Genomic DNA, 17,230 nt, shown 5'->3' on the forward strand with positions numbered 1-17,230 from the left:
GTCCCTTCTCATGCCCGCACCCACCCACCACCCAAGATCAAGTTCAGGAACAGGCTCTTAGGGGAAACGTTGGGGAATGGGCCTGATCGTCGTGATAGACGCTGGTGAAAGGCATAGATGAGATGAATTCTTGTTTCGGGATGGTGATTCCGGTGAGCCACGACACGGGCTGAGTGGTCGGCTCGAATCGAGCTCGATAACAACGTGGAGAAAAATTGCGAAACGACCAATCCTCATTCGGTTCCGCTACGAAAGGAAAGCCAGAAATGGAGATCTGGGCCGCCCAGGAGGCGAGAAGTCGTCCGGGAGGTGATCCTCCCCGCTGATCGCCTGTCCTGTCTACCGATTGGTAACAATGTGCGGCCCGGTCGGCACCGAGACGTCTCCCGGTTGAGATCGGTGCGCTCCCTGCGTCGGCTGCCGTCGGTCACGGTGGTCTCGCCCCACATGCACGAGCGCTGGCCGCGATTCGGGCGGTGCGGCGCGGGAGAGCGTCGTAGCGGGCGAACTCCGGTGGACCCGCTGGTGCGGGCGGTGCTCAGCCCGCCGCGGGTGGCAGCGCTGCGAGCTGCTGGACGACGTCGACGAGATCGCCTCCGACGACGTCCGCCGGGGTGAAGACCTCGCTGTAGTGGCCTTCGAGGCGGTCGGCCCAGCCGGTGGTCAGCCCGGCCCGTTTCGCGCCGTGGCAGTCGAACGCGTGCACCGCGACCAGGGCGACCTCGTGCGAGGCTCGGCCGATCTCGTGGAGCGCGTGCTCGTAGACGCGGACGGGCGGCTTCCAGCTGTGGACGTCGGCGACGCTGATGACCTGGTCGACGTGGTGATCGAGCTCGTTGTGCTCCAGGAACCCGGTCGTGGTCTCGGCGGTGCCGTTGCTCAGGCAGACCATGGAGATGCCCGCGTCGGAGAGCGCACGCATGGCGGGTTCGACGTCGGGATGTGCCGGGAGGTCGTGGAATCCCGCCAGGACGTGGGCGATGGTGTCGTCGTCGAGGTCGCCGCGGGCGAGCGTCTTCAGCGAAGCCGCGGCGACGGCGGGGAAGTTCGCGTAGTCACCGGCGAGGGTCAAGGCCATGCCGTCGCGCAGGAGCCGGTCGAACCAGCGCTCCAGCAGTTCGGGTGGGAGACCCGCGTCGGCGAACCGGGGCCGCAGCGGTTCCAGGGACAGGAGCGTTTCGACGACGTCGAACGCCACCGTGCGAGGTCGGGTGGGCATCGCGTTCTCCTGTTCGGTGTTCGTTCTCCGCGAAGACGTCGCAGCCGACGACGCGTGCCTGGACCGGGAACGCATCGTCGGCGACGTCCTCATGCTCCCCGACATCGCGGTGATCCACACGCCGCGAAATGACCTCGCGGTGAGCTCGGGTTTCCGGCCAAACCGCACGGCAATCAGGTTCCTGCGGGACTGGTCTCTCAGCGGTCGCCGAACGTCCGGAACACCAGGCCCGGGTGTGGTTTCGGTCCGAACGACGTCGACCGGGGAGGTAGGCGGATTCCTGAAGTGGCAGCGGTTGTGAGGTCCTTCTGGGTGGGGGGAGCGGTGAGCACGGCGACGCCTCCGCTGTCGCGGACCACCCGGAGGGCGGCGTGGGGGTTCGGCTCGTAGTGGACGTGTCCGGGGCGGTCCGGGATCTGCCACACGTTGTCGAGCAGCGCCGTGTCCAGGATCGCGACGTCCATCGTGCGCAGTGCTGCGGGCGTGCCTTCCAGCGCTGCGTCCAGGAAGCGCGGTCGGGGTGCGGTGAGCAGGAATCCACCGCGTGTTGTGGCCAGGACGTAGGACGGCCCGCGCTTCGCGTGGTGCTTGAGCATCGAGGTCCAGTCAGCGATCCCGCCGTGCATCCGGGTGACGCGGAACCGGTGGGAGGCCGTCTGCAGTGCCCGGCGCGGGTCGAGGTGGGGCAGCACGCGGTGGACGGGGGCGAGGCTCATCGGGGTCGTGGTGACGTCGACCAGCAAGGCGGGGAAGTGGTCCCACGGGCCCGGGCCCAGCCCGGCGGCGTGGGCTGTGCGCCGGTGCTGCCGTGCCGCGGCGTGGCGGTGGTGGCCGTCGGCGATGAAGGCGGCCCGATCGTCCAGCTCGCCGATGATCTGTTCCTGCTGCAGGTGATCGGTGATGGGCCACAGGCGGTGCGTTTGGCCGTCGTGGCCCAGTGCTTCGGTGACCGGCGAGCGGTGAGCAGCATCGTCAACGCAGGCCGTGGTGCGGCCATCGCCGGAGAAGCCGAGCAGGGCGGGGTCGAGGTTGGCCCGGTGGCGTGCCATGACGTCGGTGAGCCGCTGGACGTGTTCGGGGAGGACGTCCTGGTGGGGCAGCAGCCCGCTGTCCAGGTGCACCGAGGCCAGTACGCCGCGGAGGGTGCCGTGCGGCCCGAACTGCTCGTAGGCGTAGAGCGCGGGACGTCGGTCCTGGACGATCCTGCCGCTGCGCTGCCACTCCGCCAGAGTTCCTCCAGCCGAGCGGGTCTCGTTCCACGGAGTCGCGTGTCGGCCTGCGAGCGCGTCGAGGTGCTGCTGGGTGACGCGCCAGCCGCGGAACGGGGCGATGGCGACTCCGTTGCGCGACGACGCGACGGCGGGGATCGGCCGGGTCAGCTCGTCGACTTCCTCGGCCGCGCTCACGTCGCGGGGGTGCTCCTCGCGGGAACGCCGTTCCCCCGCGGACGGTGCGAGGGCCAGCAGGCATCCCAGCGCGCACGCTCCGGCCATGATGAGCACGGCACCGGGGACGGGCATGAGCCCGACCAGCGGCCCGGCCAGCAGCGGGCCCGCGGATTGGCCGATGAGCAGGTAGCTGTTGGCGGTGCTGACGAACGCGCTCCTGTGGTCGGCCGGAGCGTGCTTGCTGAAGTGCAGGAACAAAGATTGGGCCAGCGCGGCGAAGCAGAAGCCCTGCACCAGGCGCATCGGGATCATCGCGTAGGGATCCAGGGGCAAGGCGACGACTGCGATGGAGGCCGCGCACCCACCGGCGCTGAGCGCGAAGGTGCGCAGCGGCCGACCGGTGAGGTCGTTGCGCCTGCCCCACCAGAACGAGCCGAGCAGGGTCGCCCCCCACATCACCGAGTGCAGGACGCCGACCCACAGGCTCGCGCCGCCTCGATCGGCGACGACGCCTTCGACGTGCTCGGCGTAGACCGGGATCAGGCCGTAGGCGCCGAAGTAGGCCGCGATCGCGGCCAGGGCCAGCGCTGCGGCCCCGGGAACTTCCCGCACCGAGGGACGACGCCGTTGCCGCGCTGCGGGCTCGCCACTGCTCGTGGCGGCTGGTCCGCGCGCGGGCTCGCGCAGACCCGCGGCGCTGATCGCAGCCAGCCCGGTCGCGGCTCCGGCGATCACGAGCATGAGTTGCGGCAGGCCGCCGGAGCTGACGAACAGGCCGCCCGCGATGGGACCGGCCAAGGCTCCCGCTGCGGTGGCGCTGAACGACTTGCCCAGGGACGAGCCGCGCTTCTCGTCCGATCCGGTGGATCCGGCGAACGCGGCGGCGGCCTCGACGACTCCGCCTAGCGTGCCCTGCAGCAGGCGACCGGCCACGAGCAGCAGCGGGTTGCCGGCGGTGGCCATGACGACCATGGCCACCGCCAGTCCCAGCAGTGCCCGCACCACCATCCACTTGCGGCCGATGCGGTCTCCCAGCCGGCCCCACAGCGGGGTGGCGACGGTGAGCGCCAGCGCCGGGGCAGCGATGGCCACCCCGGCCCAGGTCTGGGTTTCGGCGACGCCGCTGGTGCCGATCTGCCGCAGGTAGAACGGCATGATCGGCACCAACATCATCAGCCCGGCGGTGTTGACGAACTGCCCTGCCCACAGCAGGAGGAGGTTGCGGCCGCGACCGTCCTCGGGTTCGGGCGACCGCGGTGACGAGGTGGGCTGCGTGCGCAGTGCTCGGGTCACGGTGTCACCGCCTCGGGCTCCTGCCACGGGTCGGGCAGGTCGGCGACCCACTCGTCGTCGTACACGAGGTCCAGGTAGCGCTCGCCGCGGTCGGGCAGCACCGTCACGATGCGCGCCGGGCCGGTGAGCCTGGAGACGAGGTGCTCCACTCCGGCGATGACCGCGCCCGACGAGCCTCCGGCGAAGACCTTCTCGGTGGCCAGCAGCCGCCGGCATCCCGCTGCCGACTCCGCGTCAGCGACGTGCAGGACGTCGTTGATCTCTCCCGGGGCGTAGATCTCCGGGACTCGGCTGGCCCCGAAACCGGGGATCTGCCTCGGCCCGGGTGGGGCGCCGAAGATGACCGAACCGACCGCGTCGACGGCGATGACCTTGAGATCCGGGTGCTCCTGGCGCAGGCGCCGAGCGATGCCCTGGATGGACCCGGTCGTGGACACCGCTGCCACCAGGTAGTCGATCGGGCCTTCGACCGCGTCGAGGATCTCCTCACCGGCCGTCTCGTGGTAGCTGCGCCAGTTCAGCTCGTTGGCGTACTGGTTGATCTGCGTCGCATGCGGAATCGACCGGACGAGCTCCTGTGCCCGGCTGACGCGCGAGTGCAGGTAGCCACCTGCTTCGTCCGGCTCGGTGACCATCTCGACGTCAGCGCCGAAGAGCTCCAGCAGGCGCAGGTTGATCGGAGAGGTCTTGGGGTCGATCACGGCGGTGAACGACAACCCGTGCAAGCCGGCCGCCATGGCCAGGGCGATGCCGAGGTTGCCGGAGGTGCTCTCCACCAGCCGCATGCCGGGACGCAACGTCCCGTCGGCCAAGCCCTGCTCGACGATGAACCGCGCTGGGCGGTCCTTCATGCTGCCGCCCGGGTTGAGCATCTCCAGCTTGGCGAGCACTTCCACTTCTGGTTCGGGGAAACACCGGCTGAGTCGCACCATCGGGGTCGAACCGACACAACCGATCACCGAATCGTGGATCACTGCGAACCTCCGAGTCTTCGGGGCGCACTTCGGTGCGCCACCGCGATGAAAGAGCGGAAAGCGTGAACCGATGCGCGTACGACGACGCGAACGCCGGAGGTCGGCGGGAACGGGGAATGGCGTCATCGTCGCGCGAACGGGCACCGTCCGGCGTCGAAGTGCGGCGAGGCGAATTCAGGAACGCACGAGTGAGCGTTCAGGAGGAGTTCAGCCGCGTCCGAGCGGACGAGTGCCCTTCGCGGAGATCAGATTCGCGCGATGCACGCCAAGTGGAGGAAAGCGGTTCCGGATGGTCTCCACGGTGGTCGCGACAGCCAGTGCCGGAGTCGCGGCGCCCAGGCGGCCTGCGTGAGCAGCAGTGCCGCCGTTGCGGCGAAGGTCAGCGCGAGCAGGACGAGGTCCAGGTCAGCTGAACTGCTCAGCGGCCTCGTGAGGACGACGGCGCTGAAGTTCGGCCCGGCGTCGCAGTGCGGCGCCCCGTGTTCGAGACCGTGCTCATGGCCCGGTGAGGCTGCGCCGACGGGTGCAGCGGGCGCTGCGCCATCGGTGTGCTCGTGCTCGCCTTCTTCGCCGTGGTGCCCGGTCGTGGAATGCGACGCGGACATCAGCTCGGCGTGCCCGGGAAGCGCGTGCGCCGGGAGGAGGACGAACGGCACGAGGAGAAAGCCCAGCACGAGCAGGGGAAGCACGAGCAGCTTCCCCAGGTCGTGTTGCCGTGTCATCGACTTCCTCACGGGCACCACACTAGAGACGGCGTGGAAACGCGGCGAAGCGGTATGCCCTCTCTCACACCACTGATTCCGAAGTCGATGTCCCTGCTGGGAAATTCGCTCATGCCGATTCGCGCGGGAGAACTCCGCAACAGTTCTCAGGCGGGGACGAGGGCGTTGGCGGCGCGCGGGACGCATTCGCATGTCGCCGGTAGTGACCCGAAGCGCTCGCCGTCGGCGTAGCCGACGACGCCGGGGGTGGAGAGGTGGACCCGGCGGGCGCGGTAGGTCGTCACCAGCGGGTGGTCGACGTGCGTGCCGGTGTAGAGCGTGGGCAGGAGGCGGACGAGCTGGTCGCGCCTGGCCGCCGCGATGACGGTGACGTCGAGCAGGCCGTCGTCGGGTTCCGCGTCCGGGCAGATCTTCAGGCCGCCGCCGTAGGTCTGGCCGTTGCCGACCGCGACCAGGATCGCCCGCATCGACAGTCGCCGGTCGTCGAGCTCCAGGACGTAGTCGAGCGGGCGCAGCGCGGCCAGTTCGAGGACCATCGCGAGGTTGTAGCGGAGCTTGCCGTGCGGCCACGTCAGCTGGTTGGTGCGCTCGCTGACCAGGGCGTCGAAACCGCCGGAGAACACCGTGCCGAACCAGCGGTCGCCGACGCGCCCGAGGTCGATCGGGCGCGTCGCTCCGTCGAGCAGCGCTCGGGCGGCGGTGACCGGGTCGTGACGCGGGATGCCCAGCATCCGGGTGTGGTCGTTGCCCGTTCCGCCGGGGATCACCCCGAACGGCGTCGTGGTTCCGGCGACCGCTTGCAGCGCGAGGTTGACGATCCCGTCGCCGCCGCAGGCCACCAGCGCGCTCGTGCCCGCGTCGACGGCTCGCCGCGCGAGCGCGAGCGAATCTGCCTCGTCCCGGCCCACCAGGACGGTCGTCGACACCCCGCGCTCCCGCAGGTACCGCAGGGCGCGCACCGCGATGGCCGCGGTGCGCCCCTGCCCCGACTTCGGGTTGACCAGCAGCGAGATGTCGGTGATCACGGGATCAGCTTGCCGGGGTTCAGCACCCCGACGGGGTCCACGGTGGACTTGACGGCGCGCAGCACCGACACGCCGAGCTCGCCGATCTCGTCGGTCATCCACGCGCGGTGGTCCGTGCCCACGGCGTGGTGATGGGTGATGGTGGCCCCCGACCGCATGATGGCGTCGCCGACCGCGCGCTTGGCCTGCCACCACTGCGCCGTCGGGTCCTCGCCGCGCGCGAAGGCCACGGTGAAGTACAGCGACGCCCCGGTCGGGTAGACGTGCGAGATGTGGCACAGCACCAGCGGCGGAGTGCCCTGCGCCTGCAGCGATTCGGTGAGCGATTCCCGGACGGCCTCGCAGGTGCGGGTCAGTTCGGACCAGGTGTTGGCGGTCTCCAGCGTCTCCACGACGGCGTTGACGTCGAGCAGCGCGTCCCGCAGGTACGGGCCGTGGAAGCGGCCGTCGTTCCACTTCTCCGCCGTGCCCGCGCCGAGCGAGGTGCCTCCGGACTCCGCCAGCAGCCGGCTGACGCGCTCGTGGACGGCGACGCGAGCGCCCTCGTAGCGCGTGATCATCAAGCACCCGCCCGACTGCTCCCCGCCGCCGACGTCGTGCGCGGAGGCGAGGTTGACCATCGTCTCGGCCTCGTCGGAGAGCCTGGCGACGGTGGGCAGCGCCTCGTTCTGCGCCAGCACGCGCAACGCCCGGGTGCCCGTGGCGAAGTCCGGGAACGACCACGCCTCGGCTGTCACCTCCTGAGGCTTCGGGTGCACGCGAACCGTCACCTCGGTGATGATCCCCAACGCGCCCTCCGAACCGAGGAAGAGCTGGCGCAGGTCCGGCCCGGCCGCCGAACCGGGGGCGCGGCCGAGGTCGAGCTCGCCGTTCGGGGTCGCGACGCGCAAGCGCTGCACCATCGCGTCGAACCGGCCGTACCCGGACGAGGCCTGGCCGGAGGAGCGGGTGGCCGCGAAGCCGCCGATGCTGGCGTGCTCGAAGCTCTGCGGGAAGTGGCCCAGGGTGAAGCCGTGCCGGCCCAGCAGCTCTTCGGCTTCCGGGCCGCGCAGCCCGGCCTGCAAGGTCGCCGTCTGGGACTCCGCGTCGAGCGCCACCAGCTCGTCCAGAAGGCGCAGGTCCAAGGCGATCACCGAGCCGAAACCGCCGCGCTCGGGTTCAAGGCCGCCGACGACGCTGGTCCCACCCCCGAAGGGGACCACCGCGATTCGGCGTTCGGCGCACAGCGCCAGCAGCGCGCGCACCTGCTCGTGGGAGGCCGGGAGCACCACGGCGTCCGGCGCGGATTCCGCGTCACCGGAGCGGCGGCGCAGCAGGTCGGGAGTGCTCTTGCCGCCGGTGTGCAGCAGCCGGGTGTCGTCGTCGGTGCGCACGCCGTCCTCGCCGACGATCGCCGTCAGCGCGGCGCGCGCCTCCTCGGGCAGCTGCGAGGCCCGCACGCGCACCTGCGACCGGTCCACCGAAGGCGTGTCCCGGCGCACCACACCGAGGAACTGCTCCAGCAGGGTGCGGACGTCTTCGGGCACGGGGCTCGCGCCCTCGGCGGTGCCCCAGGCGTTCCACTCCTGCTCCGGGGTGCGGTGTTCGAGCTCAGTCATGCGTTACAGTTTTACACATGACGTCAAGTCGTAACGACGATGCGATCCTGGATGCGGCCGAGCAGTGCGTGCTCGCGGTCGGGATGCGGCGCACCACGCTGGCCGAGGTCGCGCGCCGGGCAGGGGTCAGCCGCCCCACGGTCTACCGGCGATGGGCCGACGTGCGGACGCTGTCCGCGGACCTGCTCACCCGGGAACTCGTCGGCCTGCTCCCGGAGGACGTCGAGGACGGTTCCCTCGACCGCGGTCTCGACGGGATCGTGCGGACCGCCTCGACCATCCGGCAGCACCCGCTGTTCATCAAGATCCTCGAAACCGACCCGGAACTGCTGATCACCTACGTGTTCGACCGGCTCGGCACCAGCCAGCAGCGAATCCTGGAGGTGCTCGCCACCGCGATCCGCAGCGGGCAGGCGCACCGCACGATGAGGTCCGGTGACCCCGACGAGCTCGCCGCGATGGTCCTGCTGCTCGTGCAGTCCGCGGTCCTGTCCGCGCGCGTCGTGTCCGACTCGCTGCCGCCGGAACGCCTCGACGCGCAGCTGCGCACCGTGCTCGACAACTACCTCCGGCCCCAGGAGTGAACCCGATGACCTCGTTGAACGCCGCACAGCGCACCCGAGACCTGACCGACCTCGCCGACGGGGGACAGGTCGACGTCCTCGTCGTCGGAGGCGGCGTGACCGGGGCTGGCGTCGCTCTGGACGCCGCGTCGCGCGGCTTGAGCGTGGTGCTGGCCGAGAAGCACGACCTGGCCTTCGGCACGAGCAGGTGGAGCTCGAAGCTGGTGCACGGCGGCCTGCGCTACCTGGCCTCCGGCAAGGTCGGCATCGCCTACGAGAGCGCCGTCGAGCGCCGGGTTCTCATGCAGCGCACGGCTCCGCACCTGGTCCGCCCGCTCCCGCAGCTGGTGCCGCTGGTTCCCGGGGTCGGGGCGAAGCAGGCCGCGCTGGTGGCCGCCGGGTTCGTCGCGGGCGATCTGCTGCGCCGCGGTTCCCGGACACCCGGATCGGTCCTGGCCCCACCGCGCTGGGTCTCCCGCGTCGAGACCCGGCGGATGGCTCCCACGGTGCGGCAGGACCAGCTGCGCGGTGGGCTGCTGTCCTGGGACGGTCAGCTCGTCGACGACGCGAGGCTGGTCGTCGGCATCGCGCGGACCGCGGCGGCGCACGGCGCTCGGGTCCTGACGCGGTGCGCGGCGGAGGAGGTCACCGGCGACGGTGCCGTGCTGCGCGACCAGCTGACCGGCGAGGCCGTGCAGGTCCGCGCCCGGAAGGTGATCAACGCCGCCGGGGTCTGGGCGGGTGAGGTGGCGCCCGGACTGCGCCTGCGCCCGAGCCGGGGCACGCACCTGGTCGTGTCCGACGAGGTCTTCGGCGGGCTGGACGCGGGACTGACGGTTCCGGTGCCCGGCACCACGAACCGGTTCGTGTTCGCGCTGCCCGCCGGGCACGGCAGGGTCTACATCGGACTCACCGACGAGGAGCAGGACGGCCCGATCCCGGACGTGCCGACCGCTTCGGCGGACGAGGTCGGCTTCCTGCTGAGCACGGTCAACTCCGTGCTGGCGCGGCCGATTCGCGAGCAGGACGTGCTCGGCACCTACTCCGGCCTGCGCCCCCTGCTGGACGGCGGCGACGGCCGGAGCTCGGACCTCTCCCGCGAGCACGCGGTGCTCACGGGAGACAACGGCGTGATCAGCGTCGTGGGCGGGAAGCTCACGACCTACCGGAAGATGGCGCAGGACGCCGTGGACGCGGCCGCGCTGACCGGTCGCCCGTGCCGCACGCGCGATCTGCCGCTCGTCGGGGCGGCGTCGCCGGCGCAGCTGTCCCTCGTGGACGCGCCGAGCAGGCTGGTCTCCCGCTACGGGACGGAGGCCGCGGCCGTGCTCGCCGAGGCGGCCGACGACCGCCGGATCCTGGAACCGATCGACGGCACCGACGTCACCCCGGCCGAACTGCGCTTCGCGGTGCGGCACGAGGGCGCCCTCGACGTCTCCGACCTGCTGGACCGGCGCACCCGGCTCGGTCTGGTCGCGGCCGACCGCGAGGGAGCGACGAAGGCGGCCGAGGAGGCGCTGAACGCGAGCGCCTGAGAACCGGTGTTCTTGTCGGTGCGCCGCTTACGCTGGTGGCATGACGCCCGAGGAGCTCAAGTCCGCGTGCCTGGCACTGCCCGGCTCGCGGGAGGAATTCCCGTTCGACGAGGCCAACAGCGTCTTCAAGGTGGCGGGCAAGCTCTTCGCGATCAGCAGGTTGGACGCCGAGCCCTTGCGGGTGAGCCTCAAGTGCGAGCCCGATCTGGCGGTGTACCTGCGGACCACCTACCCGTCGGCCGTCCTGCCCGGCTACCACCTGAACAAGCGCCACTGGAACACCGTCGTGGTCAACGACGTCGTCGCGGACCTGCTGGTGCGGGACATGATCGAGGACTCCTACGACCTCGTCGTGGCCGGATTGCCCCGCCGAGAGCGGGAGAAGCTCGGCTGGCTCGGGCTCAGCCGGGGTTGAGCTCGCCTGCCGCGCGGACGTGCTGCTCGGTCGAACGAGCGAGCGCCGGGGTCAGAGGGCGAAGGCGAATGAGCGCAGTACCAGCACGACGACGAACACCGCGGTGAACGCCAGGTCGAGGGAGATCCCACCGAGGCGCACCGGTCGCAGCACCCGCCGTACCGGGGCGATCATGGGTTCCGTCGTCTTGTGGGACAGCTCGCGGGCGCGTCTCACCCACGGGGGTCCCGTGGTGGCCACATGTGCCCAATCCAGCACCAGCCGAGCGATCAGCAGCAGCAGGTACGCGGTCAACGCGTAGCCGAGCAGAGCGCCGATGAGGCTCATGGCGAAACCTTCCGTCGTCGATCGAACATGGCCTTCACCTGCTCAACGGTGGCGGGCCGCCGAAAGTGCCGACCGCACCGATTTCGCGCGCGGAGCGCATGCCCCCGCCCCAGCTGCCGATCAACGCTCCGGCGCTCTGCGGGTTCTCCGGGTCCTCAGCCCTGTTCCTCCAGGCTGCGACGCTGACCGGGCCGGCCAAGGCATGGTGATCCTGCAGGCCCTTCGCGAGGATCTTGCCGTGCGCGGCTCGCATCGCCTCGACGCAGGCCGCGTAGCAGGGCTCGGGCGGCGTCCACGAACACGATGCTCGCACCACCGTCCTCATCGGACGGTTCCATGCCGCGAGGGGTGCGCTGGAAGTGCAGCTCGAAGCCGCTCCACTCGACGGTCAGGTAGACGCGCGGGGCAGGCTGCGGCGGTGGGGCGAACGTTCGTGAGCCTTCTCCGGCTCGCCGGCGGACGGCCGCGGAGTGCTGTCGAGGTGCGCAGGTCGGGGGATCGGATGGTCGGCTTCTCACCTGCGAGCGGGGTGTTTACCCTGGGGCTGTGGAATGGGGTTTGCCGGAGTGGACGGTGCTGGCGCTGCTGCGGGAGCGGTCGCGGCACGGTTTCGCGCTCGCGGCTCTGACCGGTGCGGACGGTTCGCTGGGGCGGGTCTGGCGGATTCCCCGGCCGGTGATCTACCGGGCGCTGGGGCGGGTGGAGTCCGCGGGCCAGATCGAGCCGCTGGCGGTGGAATCCGGATCCGGTCCACAGCGGACGGTGTACGCGCTGACCGACGACGGCCGTGATGCGGTGGAGGCCTGGTTGCAGCGACCCAGCGAGCACGTCCGGCAGCTGCGCTCGGACCTGCTGATGAAGCTGGCCCTGCTCGACCGGCGCGGCCTCGACGCGACGGGCCTGCTGCGCGCCCAGCGCGACGTGCTGGAACCGATCGTGGCCGCCATCGGTGCCGAACGCGAGCAGGAGGAGGGTTTCGACTCGGTCCTGCTCGCGTGGCGGCACGCCAACGCCGGGTCCGCGCTGCGGTTCGTCGAGGACCTGATCGCGGAGGCCGGTTCTCAGGCCGGTCGGGCTCGCCGCCGTACCCAGGACGGCGACTGATCGCATTCGGCGGCGATCGCCCGCCAGCTCAGCCCCGCCGCGCGCCGATCGCGGAGGTAGGCGTCGAGGTCGGGGAACCCGAACCGCTCCGCGACCGCCGCGGCCCGCTCGGCGTAGGACCGTCGCGTGGTCGCGTGCGCGGCCTTGTCCAGGCCGTGCCGGGCGAGGGCGGTCTCGACAGCGCTGCGGCTGAAGCCCGCTTCGACCGAGATCGCGCGCACCGAGCGATGTTTCGCGACGTGCCTGTCAGCGAGGTAGTCGCGCACGGAGGTGAATCCCAGCGGGTGGATCACCGGGAGCCAGCGCGCGTCGTGGCGGCATCGCGCCGCGTCGTCGGCGACCGCCCGAGCCGTGTCCGGATCGACCGTGGCCAGGTGGCGCGAGAGCCAGTCCTTGTGCAGCCCGGCTTCCCGGCTGATGCCGGCCAGGCTGGCCTCGGCGGCCGTGCGATCCCGGACGAGGGCGCCGATGTCGGGGAAACCCAGCCGCGCGGCGGCCTCGGTCCCGGTCTCCCGCAGCTGCCGGAGGTAGCGGCGCCGGGTGCCCTCGGCCCGTGCCTGCCGTGAGATCCCCGCGAGCGCCCGCAGGGTCTTGAGCCGTCGCTGCTGGGGCTGCTTGCGGCCGCGCGCGGCCCGCGCGGCGGCCTCGGCCAGGGCGCCCGAACGCGCCCACTGCCGGCCGAGCCGGTCGCCGGTGCGCACGGTCGGGTCGAGGGCCCGGCGCGTCCGCATCGCCCGCGCCCGACGGAGGCCGGTGCTGGAGCCTTCCAGCGATTCTCCGCGTTCCAGGCCGAACGTCTGCCGGTAGGACAGGTGGTCCCAGCCGTGCGAGCGCAGGTGCGCGAGGACCGACCGGAACCAGCGCCCGCACAGGTGGCACTGCACCAGGTCACCCACTCGGGCAACGGTTCCGAACGGTGCGTGCTGCGCAGCCGTCACAGCCTCACCTCCCGGGCCGACTCTAGTAACAGTGAGACTAGAGCAGGTCCGGGCGGTCGTAAAGCGGGCGTTCGGACTCCGGAATCCGGCGGTCCGGGGAGCTGGTCAGCTCAGGGCGTCGGCGAGGCGGCCGCCCAGTTCGGCGATCACGTTCGCGTCGCCCGGCACGCCGGGCGTCCAGGGCAGCGTCAGACCGTCCTTGGTCTTGTCGGTGTAGCGCGGGATCACGTGCAGGTGGAAGTGGAACACCGACTGCCACGCATCGGCGCCGCAGCAGTTGAGCAGGTTCACCCCGTCCGCGCCGAACTCCAGGGACACGGCTTTGGCGACCCGCTGCGCGGTCAGCGTGACGGCGCTGAGGTCATCGGCCGGGATGTCGAAGAGGTCCTGGCTGTGCCGCTTGGGGACGACCAGCAGGTGGCCGTCCGACGCCGGGTTGATGTCCATGAACGCGCACGTCGTGTCGTCCTCGGTCACCTTCGCGCTCGGAACCTCGCCGGCCACGATCCCGCAGAAAATGCACTGATCACCCATGCGTCGAGCCTAGCGGCAGGAAAACCCCCAGCGCCGGGGGTTTTCCCGGCCGCGCTCGGTCACGGGGTGCTCAAGGACGGGTCGATGTAGTCGCGGAGGTTGTGCTGCCCTTGGAGGACTCCCGCCCGGGTCCAGGTGTCGAAGGTGTTCTGCAGCTGGGCCGCGAAGGCGTCGTCGATCGGGATGCGTCGGTAGGCGATCTGCTCCGAGCGGACCTGGGTGGCGACTTCGATGGGCTGGCGGGCGAACTTCGCGTACCAGCGGTCGAAGTCCTGCGGGTTCTGCCTCGCCCACTCGTAGCTGCGGTCCACGCGAGAGCTGAAGTCCGCGATGGCCCTGCGCTTCGCCGGGTCCTTCGCGGCGGTGTCCGTCGCGCTGAGCACGCTGAGACCGCTGTTGATGCCCGCGCCGTCGGTGAGCACGCGCGCTCCCAACTGGCCGCGAGTGCGGGCCGCGTAGACGCCCCACGTGGCCCACGCGTCGATGCTCCCGGTGGAGAACGCCGAGCTCGCGTCGGTGGGGGCCAGGTAGTTGAGCGTGGCGTCGGACTCCTGGAGACCAGCCTCGTCCAGCGCGCCCAGGACGAGGTAGTGCGCGACGCTGCCGCGCGTGCTCGGCGAGATCCGCTTTCCCTTGAGATCGGCCAGGTCCCGGATCGGGCTGTTGGCCGGGACGAGGATGAACGTGCCCTTGCCGCCGTTGTTCCACGCGGCGACGGCCTTGATCCGCGATCCCCCGGCGATCGCCGACACCGTGGGCGAGTCGGCCGCCGATCCGATGTCGATCGCGTCGGCGCGCAACGCCTCGTGCAGGTTGACCGCAGCGGGGAACCGGGACCACTCGATCTCGTAGGGCAGGTCGTCGAGGAGACCTGCCTCGCGCAGCCGGGATTGCGTCTCACCGGTCTGGTCGCCGACGCGCAGCACCACCCGGTCGTCCGAGGAACCGCACGCCGTCATCGTCGCGACCGCGACCAGCAGCGAGGCGAGAACGGCGATGAGCCGGCGTGCCGGCGGGAGAGAGAACACCACGGTCCTTCCGGGTCAGCCCGCGTGCGCGGGACGGGATCGGTGCGCCAGTTCCTGGCGGACCAGCGGGAGCAGGTGCTGTCCCCAGTCCACGACGTCCTCCAGCGGGTCGTACCCGCGGATCAGCAGCGTGGTGACACCGATGTCGACGTAGTCCAGCAACGCCCGGGCGACCGTCTCCGGGCTTCCCACCAGCGCCGTGGAGTTCCCGGCCGCGCCGGTGGCCCTAGCCGGTGCCGTCCACAGCGCGCGGTCGTGGCGATCGCCCTTGTCGGCGGCGTCGAGCAGCCGCTGGGAACCGACGCCGCGCTCCGCCGACGGGAACGCCAGCATCGCGCCCGGCGATCCGGAGCTGCGGGAGGTGATGGTGTTGAGGATGCCGTGGGCGCGTTCCCACGCCTCCTCGTCGGTGCGGCCGATGATCGGCCGGAACGACACCGAGAACCCCAGCTCGCCGGGGTCCCGGCCCTGCGCGGCCGCGGCCTGGCGCACCGCGGCGATCTGCTCGGCGGTCTCGGCCAGCGGCTCGCCCCAGAGCGCGAACACGTCGGCGTGCTTGCCGCCGACGCGGTAGGCGTCCGGCGAGGACCCGCCGAAGTAGATCGGCAGCGTCCCGTCGACCGGCTTGACCTCGGAGCGGGCACCGGCGAACCGGTAGAACTCGCCTTCGTGGTCGATCGGCTCCTCGGAGGCCCAGACCCGCCGCACGACGTCGAGGTACTCGTCGGTGCGGCGGTAGCGGGCGGGCTTGTCCGAGTAGTCCCCGTCGCGGCGCTGCTCCGTCTCGCTGGCACCGCTGATGACGTGCATCGCGAGCCGCCCGCCGATCAGCTGGTCCAGCGTGGCCAGCTTGCGCGCGGCCAGCGTCGGGGCGACGAAGCCGGGCCGGTGCGCGAGCAGGAAGCCCAGTCGCTCGGTGTGGGCGGCGGCGTAGCTCGCGACGGAGAAGCCGTCGGCGTCCCACGAGTGGTAGCCGATCAGGACCCGGTCGAACCCGGCTTCCTCGTGCGCCCGGGCGAATCGGCGCAGGTAGTCGCGGTCGACGCTCGGGCCGCTCGGCGGGTGGATCTCCGAGGTGTCTGCGGTGCGGATCATTCCCACGAACTCGACGGCCATCTGCCGCTCCGATCTGCCGTCCCACATTGCAATATGAACGTCCCACACGGTATGAACGTGACAGTGTGGTCATCAAGGCCGACCACTATGTAAGAACAGCGAGGAGAAGTCCTTGTCAGGCAACGACAATCGCCCCGACGGCACCGCGGACTGGCACCAGCGGCTGGAGCACATCCGGGGCGGCGGGCTCACGTCGGACACCAATCAGACCTCGGGGATGCGGCGGTTCGAGGCCATCTCGGGCAAGTCCGTCGGCTCGGAGAAGCTGTGGATGGGACGCACCCACGTCGGGCCGGAGACCAACTCCGGCGACCACCACCACGGTGAGGCCGAGACCGCGATCTACGTGGTGTCCGGGCACCCGGTGTTCGTCTTCGCCGAAGGTGCGGACGAGGTCCGGATCGAGACCGAGCCGGGCGACTACATCTTCGTCCCGCCCTACGTCCCGCACCGCGAGGAGAACCCGGCCTCCGACGAGGAAGCGGTGGTGGTGATCGCCCGCAGCACCCAGGAGGGCATCGTGGTGAACCTGCCGAGTCTGTGGGCCGAGGTCGACCCGAACGCCGAGAACTCCGGGGAGTGCGGGTGAACGGCTGTCCCGGCGCCCGCGAGGGGCGGCGATGACCGGCGCGCGTTCCGGCACCCAGTCGGTGGACCGGGCGATGGCGGTCCTGCGCTGCTTCGAGAAGGAGGAGCAGCTCACGCCCACCGCCGTGGCGACCCGGCTCGGCCTGACCGTGAGCACCGCCCACCGCATCATGAGCGCGCTGCACGCCGCCGACATGCTCGCGCAGGACCCCGGTGGCGAGCGCTACTTCCTCGGCCCCACCACCGCGATCCTCGGCAGGCTCGCGCTGGAGCGCATGGGGACGACCGTCATGCAGCCCGTCCTCACCGCGCTGCGCGACCGGACCGGGGAGGCCGTCAGCCTCGGCACGCGCATCGGTGACGAGGTGGCGGTGCTGGTGCAGATCCCCTCGACGCACCCGTTGCGCTACGACCAGGAACCCGGTGCTCGCAACCCGATCCACGTGTGCGCGATGGGCAAGACGTTGCTGGCCTTCGGCACCGAACCGGCGAGGATGCCCGAGCCGTTCGAGCGCCACACGCCGTCCACGATCACCACCCACTCCGAACTCGACGCCGAACTCCGCCGTATCCGCTCGCGCGGTCACGCGTTGAACGATGAGGAGCGTCTCGTGGGCGTGCGCTCGGTCGCCGCCCCGGTGCACGATCACACCGGGCACGTCATCGCCGCGGTCGTCGTGCAGGGCCCCACCGTCCGCTTCGGCGACGACCGGATGAACGAGCTGGTGGAGGCGGTCACCGGCACGGCGCGGGAGCTCTCGTCCCTCTACCGGACGTCGGGAGGTGGGGGATAGCCCTACCTCCGACGGGCGGGTCAGCCACCCTCGAAAGTGCGGGACAGCACCGGGGAACGGAGGGACAGA

The 17,230-nt window shown here is 71.1% G+C and carries 18 protein-coding genes; 6 read left to right on the forward strand and 12 right to left on the reverse strand.

The features are described 5' to 3' along the window. Positions 1-538 precede the first annotated feature (538 nt). The 6 genes from ACYVF3_RS18345 to ACYVF3_RS18370 all read right to left on the reverse strand — a co-directional run bounded on the left by ACYVF3_RS18345 (position 539) and on the right by ACYVF3_RS18370 (position 8,219). Positions 539-1,219, reverse strand: coding sequence for a haloacid dehalogenase type II (locus ACYVF3_RS18345; RefSeq protein ID WP_461155446.1), 681 nt, complete (start codon positions 1,217-1,219; stop codon positions 539-541). 197 nt (positions 1,220-1,416) lie between these two features. Beyond that, complete coding sequence (locus ACYVF3_RS18350) at positions 1,417-3,900, reverse strand: MFS transporter (RefSeq protein WP_461155447.1); 2,484 nt, start codon at positions 3,898-3,900, stop codon at positions 1,417-1,419. Then, entirely contained in the window at positions 3,897-4,874 is a 978-nt protein-coding gene (sbnA, locus tag ACYVF3_RS18355; RefSeq protein ID WP_461155448.1) for a 2,3-diaminopropionate biosynthesis protein SbnA, read from the reverse strand. Before sbnA ends, ACYVF3_RS18350 begins: the two co-directional genes overlap by 4 nt. A gap of 245 nt (positions 4,875-5,119) precedes the next feature. Further along, positions 5,120-5,596, reverse strand: a complete 477-nt coding sequence (locus tag ACYVF3_RS18360; RefSeq protein ID WP_461155449.1) for a hypothetical protein — start codon at positions 5,594-5,596, stop codon at positions 5,120-5,122. 146 nt (positions 5,597-5,742) lie between these two features. Beyond that, positions 5,743-6,621 carry a diacylglycerol kinase gene (locus ACYVF3_RS18365; protein ID WP_461155450.1) on the reverse strand — a complete coding sequence of 293 codons (879 nt, stop codon included), beginning with the start codon at positions 6,619-6,621 and terminating at the stop codon, positions 5,743-5,745. After that, the gene (locus tag ACYVF3_RS18370) at positions 6,618-8,219 is read right to left on the reverse strand and encodes an FAD-binding oxidoreductase (RefSeq protein WP_461155451.1); all 1,602 of its coding nucleotides are present in this window, start codon (positions 8,217-8,219) and stop codon (positions 6,618-6,620) included. Before ACYVF3_RS18370 ends, ACYVF3_RS18365 begins: the two co-directional genes overlap by 4 nt. Before the next feature lie 17 nt (positions 8,220-8,236). On the opposite strand from ACYVF3_RS18370, the gene ACYVF3_RS18375 reads away from it, so the two are divergent. From ACYVF3_RS18375 to ACYVF3_RS18385, 3 genes are read left to right on the forward strand one after another with little or no spacing between them, the layout of a single operon-like run. Then, positions 8,237-8,803, forward strand: a complete 567-nt coding sequence (locus tag ACYVF3_RS18375; protein ID WP_461155452.1) for a TetR/AcrR family transcriptional regulator — start codon at positions 8,237-8,239, stop codon at positions 8,801-8,803. A gap of 5 nt (positions 8,804-8,808) precedes the next feature. Beyond that, positions 8,809-10,317: a glycerol-3-phosphate dehydrogenase/oxidase gene (locus tag ACYVF3_RS18380; RefSeq protein WP_461155453.1), complete on the forward strand. Its 1,509-nt coding sequence runs from the start codon at positions 8,809-8,811 to the stop codon at positions 10,315-10,317. A gap of 40 nt (positions 10,318-10,357) precedes the next feature. After that, positions 10,358-10,732 (forward strand): MmcQ/YjbR family DNA-binding protein, encoded by a 375-nt coding sequence (locus ACYVF3_RS18385; protein WP_461155454.1) that lies wholly within the window; start codon positions 10,358-10,360, stop codon positions 10,730-10,732. A 51-nt stretch (positions 10,733-10,783) separates the two neighbouring features. On the opposite strand, the gene ACYVF3_RS18390 is transcribed toward ACYVF3_RS18385, so the two are convergent. Next, on the reverse strand, positions 10,784-11,059 hold the full coding sequence (locus tag ACYVF3_RS18390; RefSeq protein ID WP_461155455.1) for a YggT family protein: 276 nt from the start codon (positions 11,057-11,059) through the stop codon (positions 10,784-10,786). A 34-nt stretch (positions 11,060-11,093) separates the two neighbouring features. Then, complete coding sequence (locus ACYVF3_RS18395; protein ID WP_461155456.1) at positions 11,094-11,372, reverse strand: hypothetical protein; 279 nt, start codon at positions 11,370-11,372, stop codon at positions 11,094-11,096. Positions 11,373-11,605: 233 nt separating this feature from the next. Between ACYVF3_RS18395 and ACYVF3_RS18400 the strand changes: the two genes are divergently transcribed. Then, positions 11,606-12,163 carry a PadR family transcriptional regulator gene (locus tag ACYVF3_RS18400; RefSeq protein WP_461155457.1) on the forward strand — a complete coding sequence of 186 codons (558 nt, stop codon included), beginning with the start codon at positions 11,606-11,608 and terminating at the stop codon, positions 12,161-12,163. Here ACYVF3_RS18400 and ACYVF3_RS18405 read toward each other — a convergent pair. The 4 genes from ACYVF3_RS18405 to ACYVF3_RS18420 all read right to left on the reverse strand — a co-directional run bounded on the left by ACYVF3_RS18405 (position 12,121) and on the right by ACYVF3_RS18420 (position 15,779). Then, the gene (locus tag ACYVF3_RS18405; protein ID WP_461155458.1) at positions 12,121-13,101 is read right to left on the reverse strand and encodes a hypothetical protein; all 981 of its coding nucleotides are present in this window, start codon (positions 13,099-13,101) and stop codon (positions 12,121-12,123) included. The genes ACYVF3_RS18400 and ACYVF3_RS18405 overlap by 43 nt on opposite strands. 105 nt (positions 13,102-13,206) lie before the next feature. Further along, a complete protein-coding gene (locus ACYVF3_RS18410; protein WP_461155459.1) occupies positions 13,207-13,635 on the reverse strand; it encodes an HIT family protein in 429 nt (142 codons plus the stop codon). A 59-nt stretch (positions 13,636-13,694) separates the two neighbouring features. Continuing rightward, positions 13,695-14,663, reverse strand: coding sequence for an ABC transporter substrate-binding protein (locus ACYVF3_RS18415; protein ID WP_461155460.1), 969 nt, complete (start codon positions 14,661-14,663; stop codon positions 13,695-13,697). Positions 14,664-14,678: 15 nt separating this feature from the next. Further along, positions 14,679-15,779 (reverse strand): LLM class flavin-dependent oxidoreductase, encoded by a 1,101-nt coding sequence (locus ACYVF3_RS18420; RefSeq protein ID WP_461155461.1) that lies wholly within the window; start codon positions 15,777-15,779, stop codon positions 14,679-14,681. A 112-nt stretch (positions 15,780-15,891) separates the two neighbouring features. Here ACYVF3_RS18420 and ACYVF3_RS18425 point away from each other — a divergent pair, with 112 nt between their 5' ends. Then, entirely contained in the window at positions 15,892-16,368 is a 477-nt protein-coding gene (locus tag ACYVF3_RS18425) for a cupin domain-containing protein (RefSeq protein WP_461155462.1), read from the forward strand. Positions 16,369-16,399: 31 nt separating this feature from the next. Continuing rightward, positions 16,400-17,161: an IclR family transcriptional regulator gene (locus ACYVF3_RS18430; protein ID WP_461155463.1), complete on the forward strand. Its 762-nt coding sequence runs from the start codon at positions 16,400-16,402 to the stop codon at positions 17,159-17,161. Positions 17,162-17,230 lie beyond the last annotated feature (69 nt).

The sequence above is a fragment of the Saccharopolyspora tripterygii genome, from assembly GCF_054778355.1.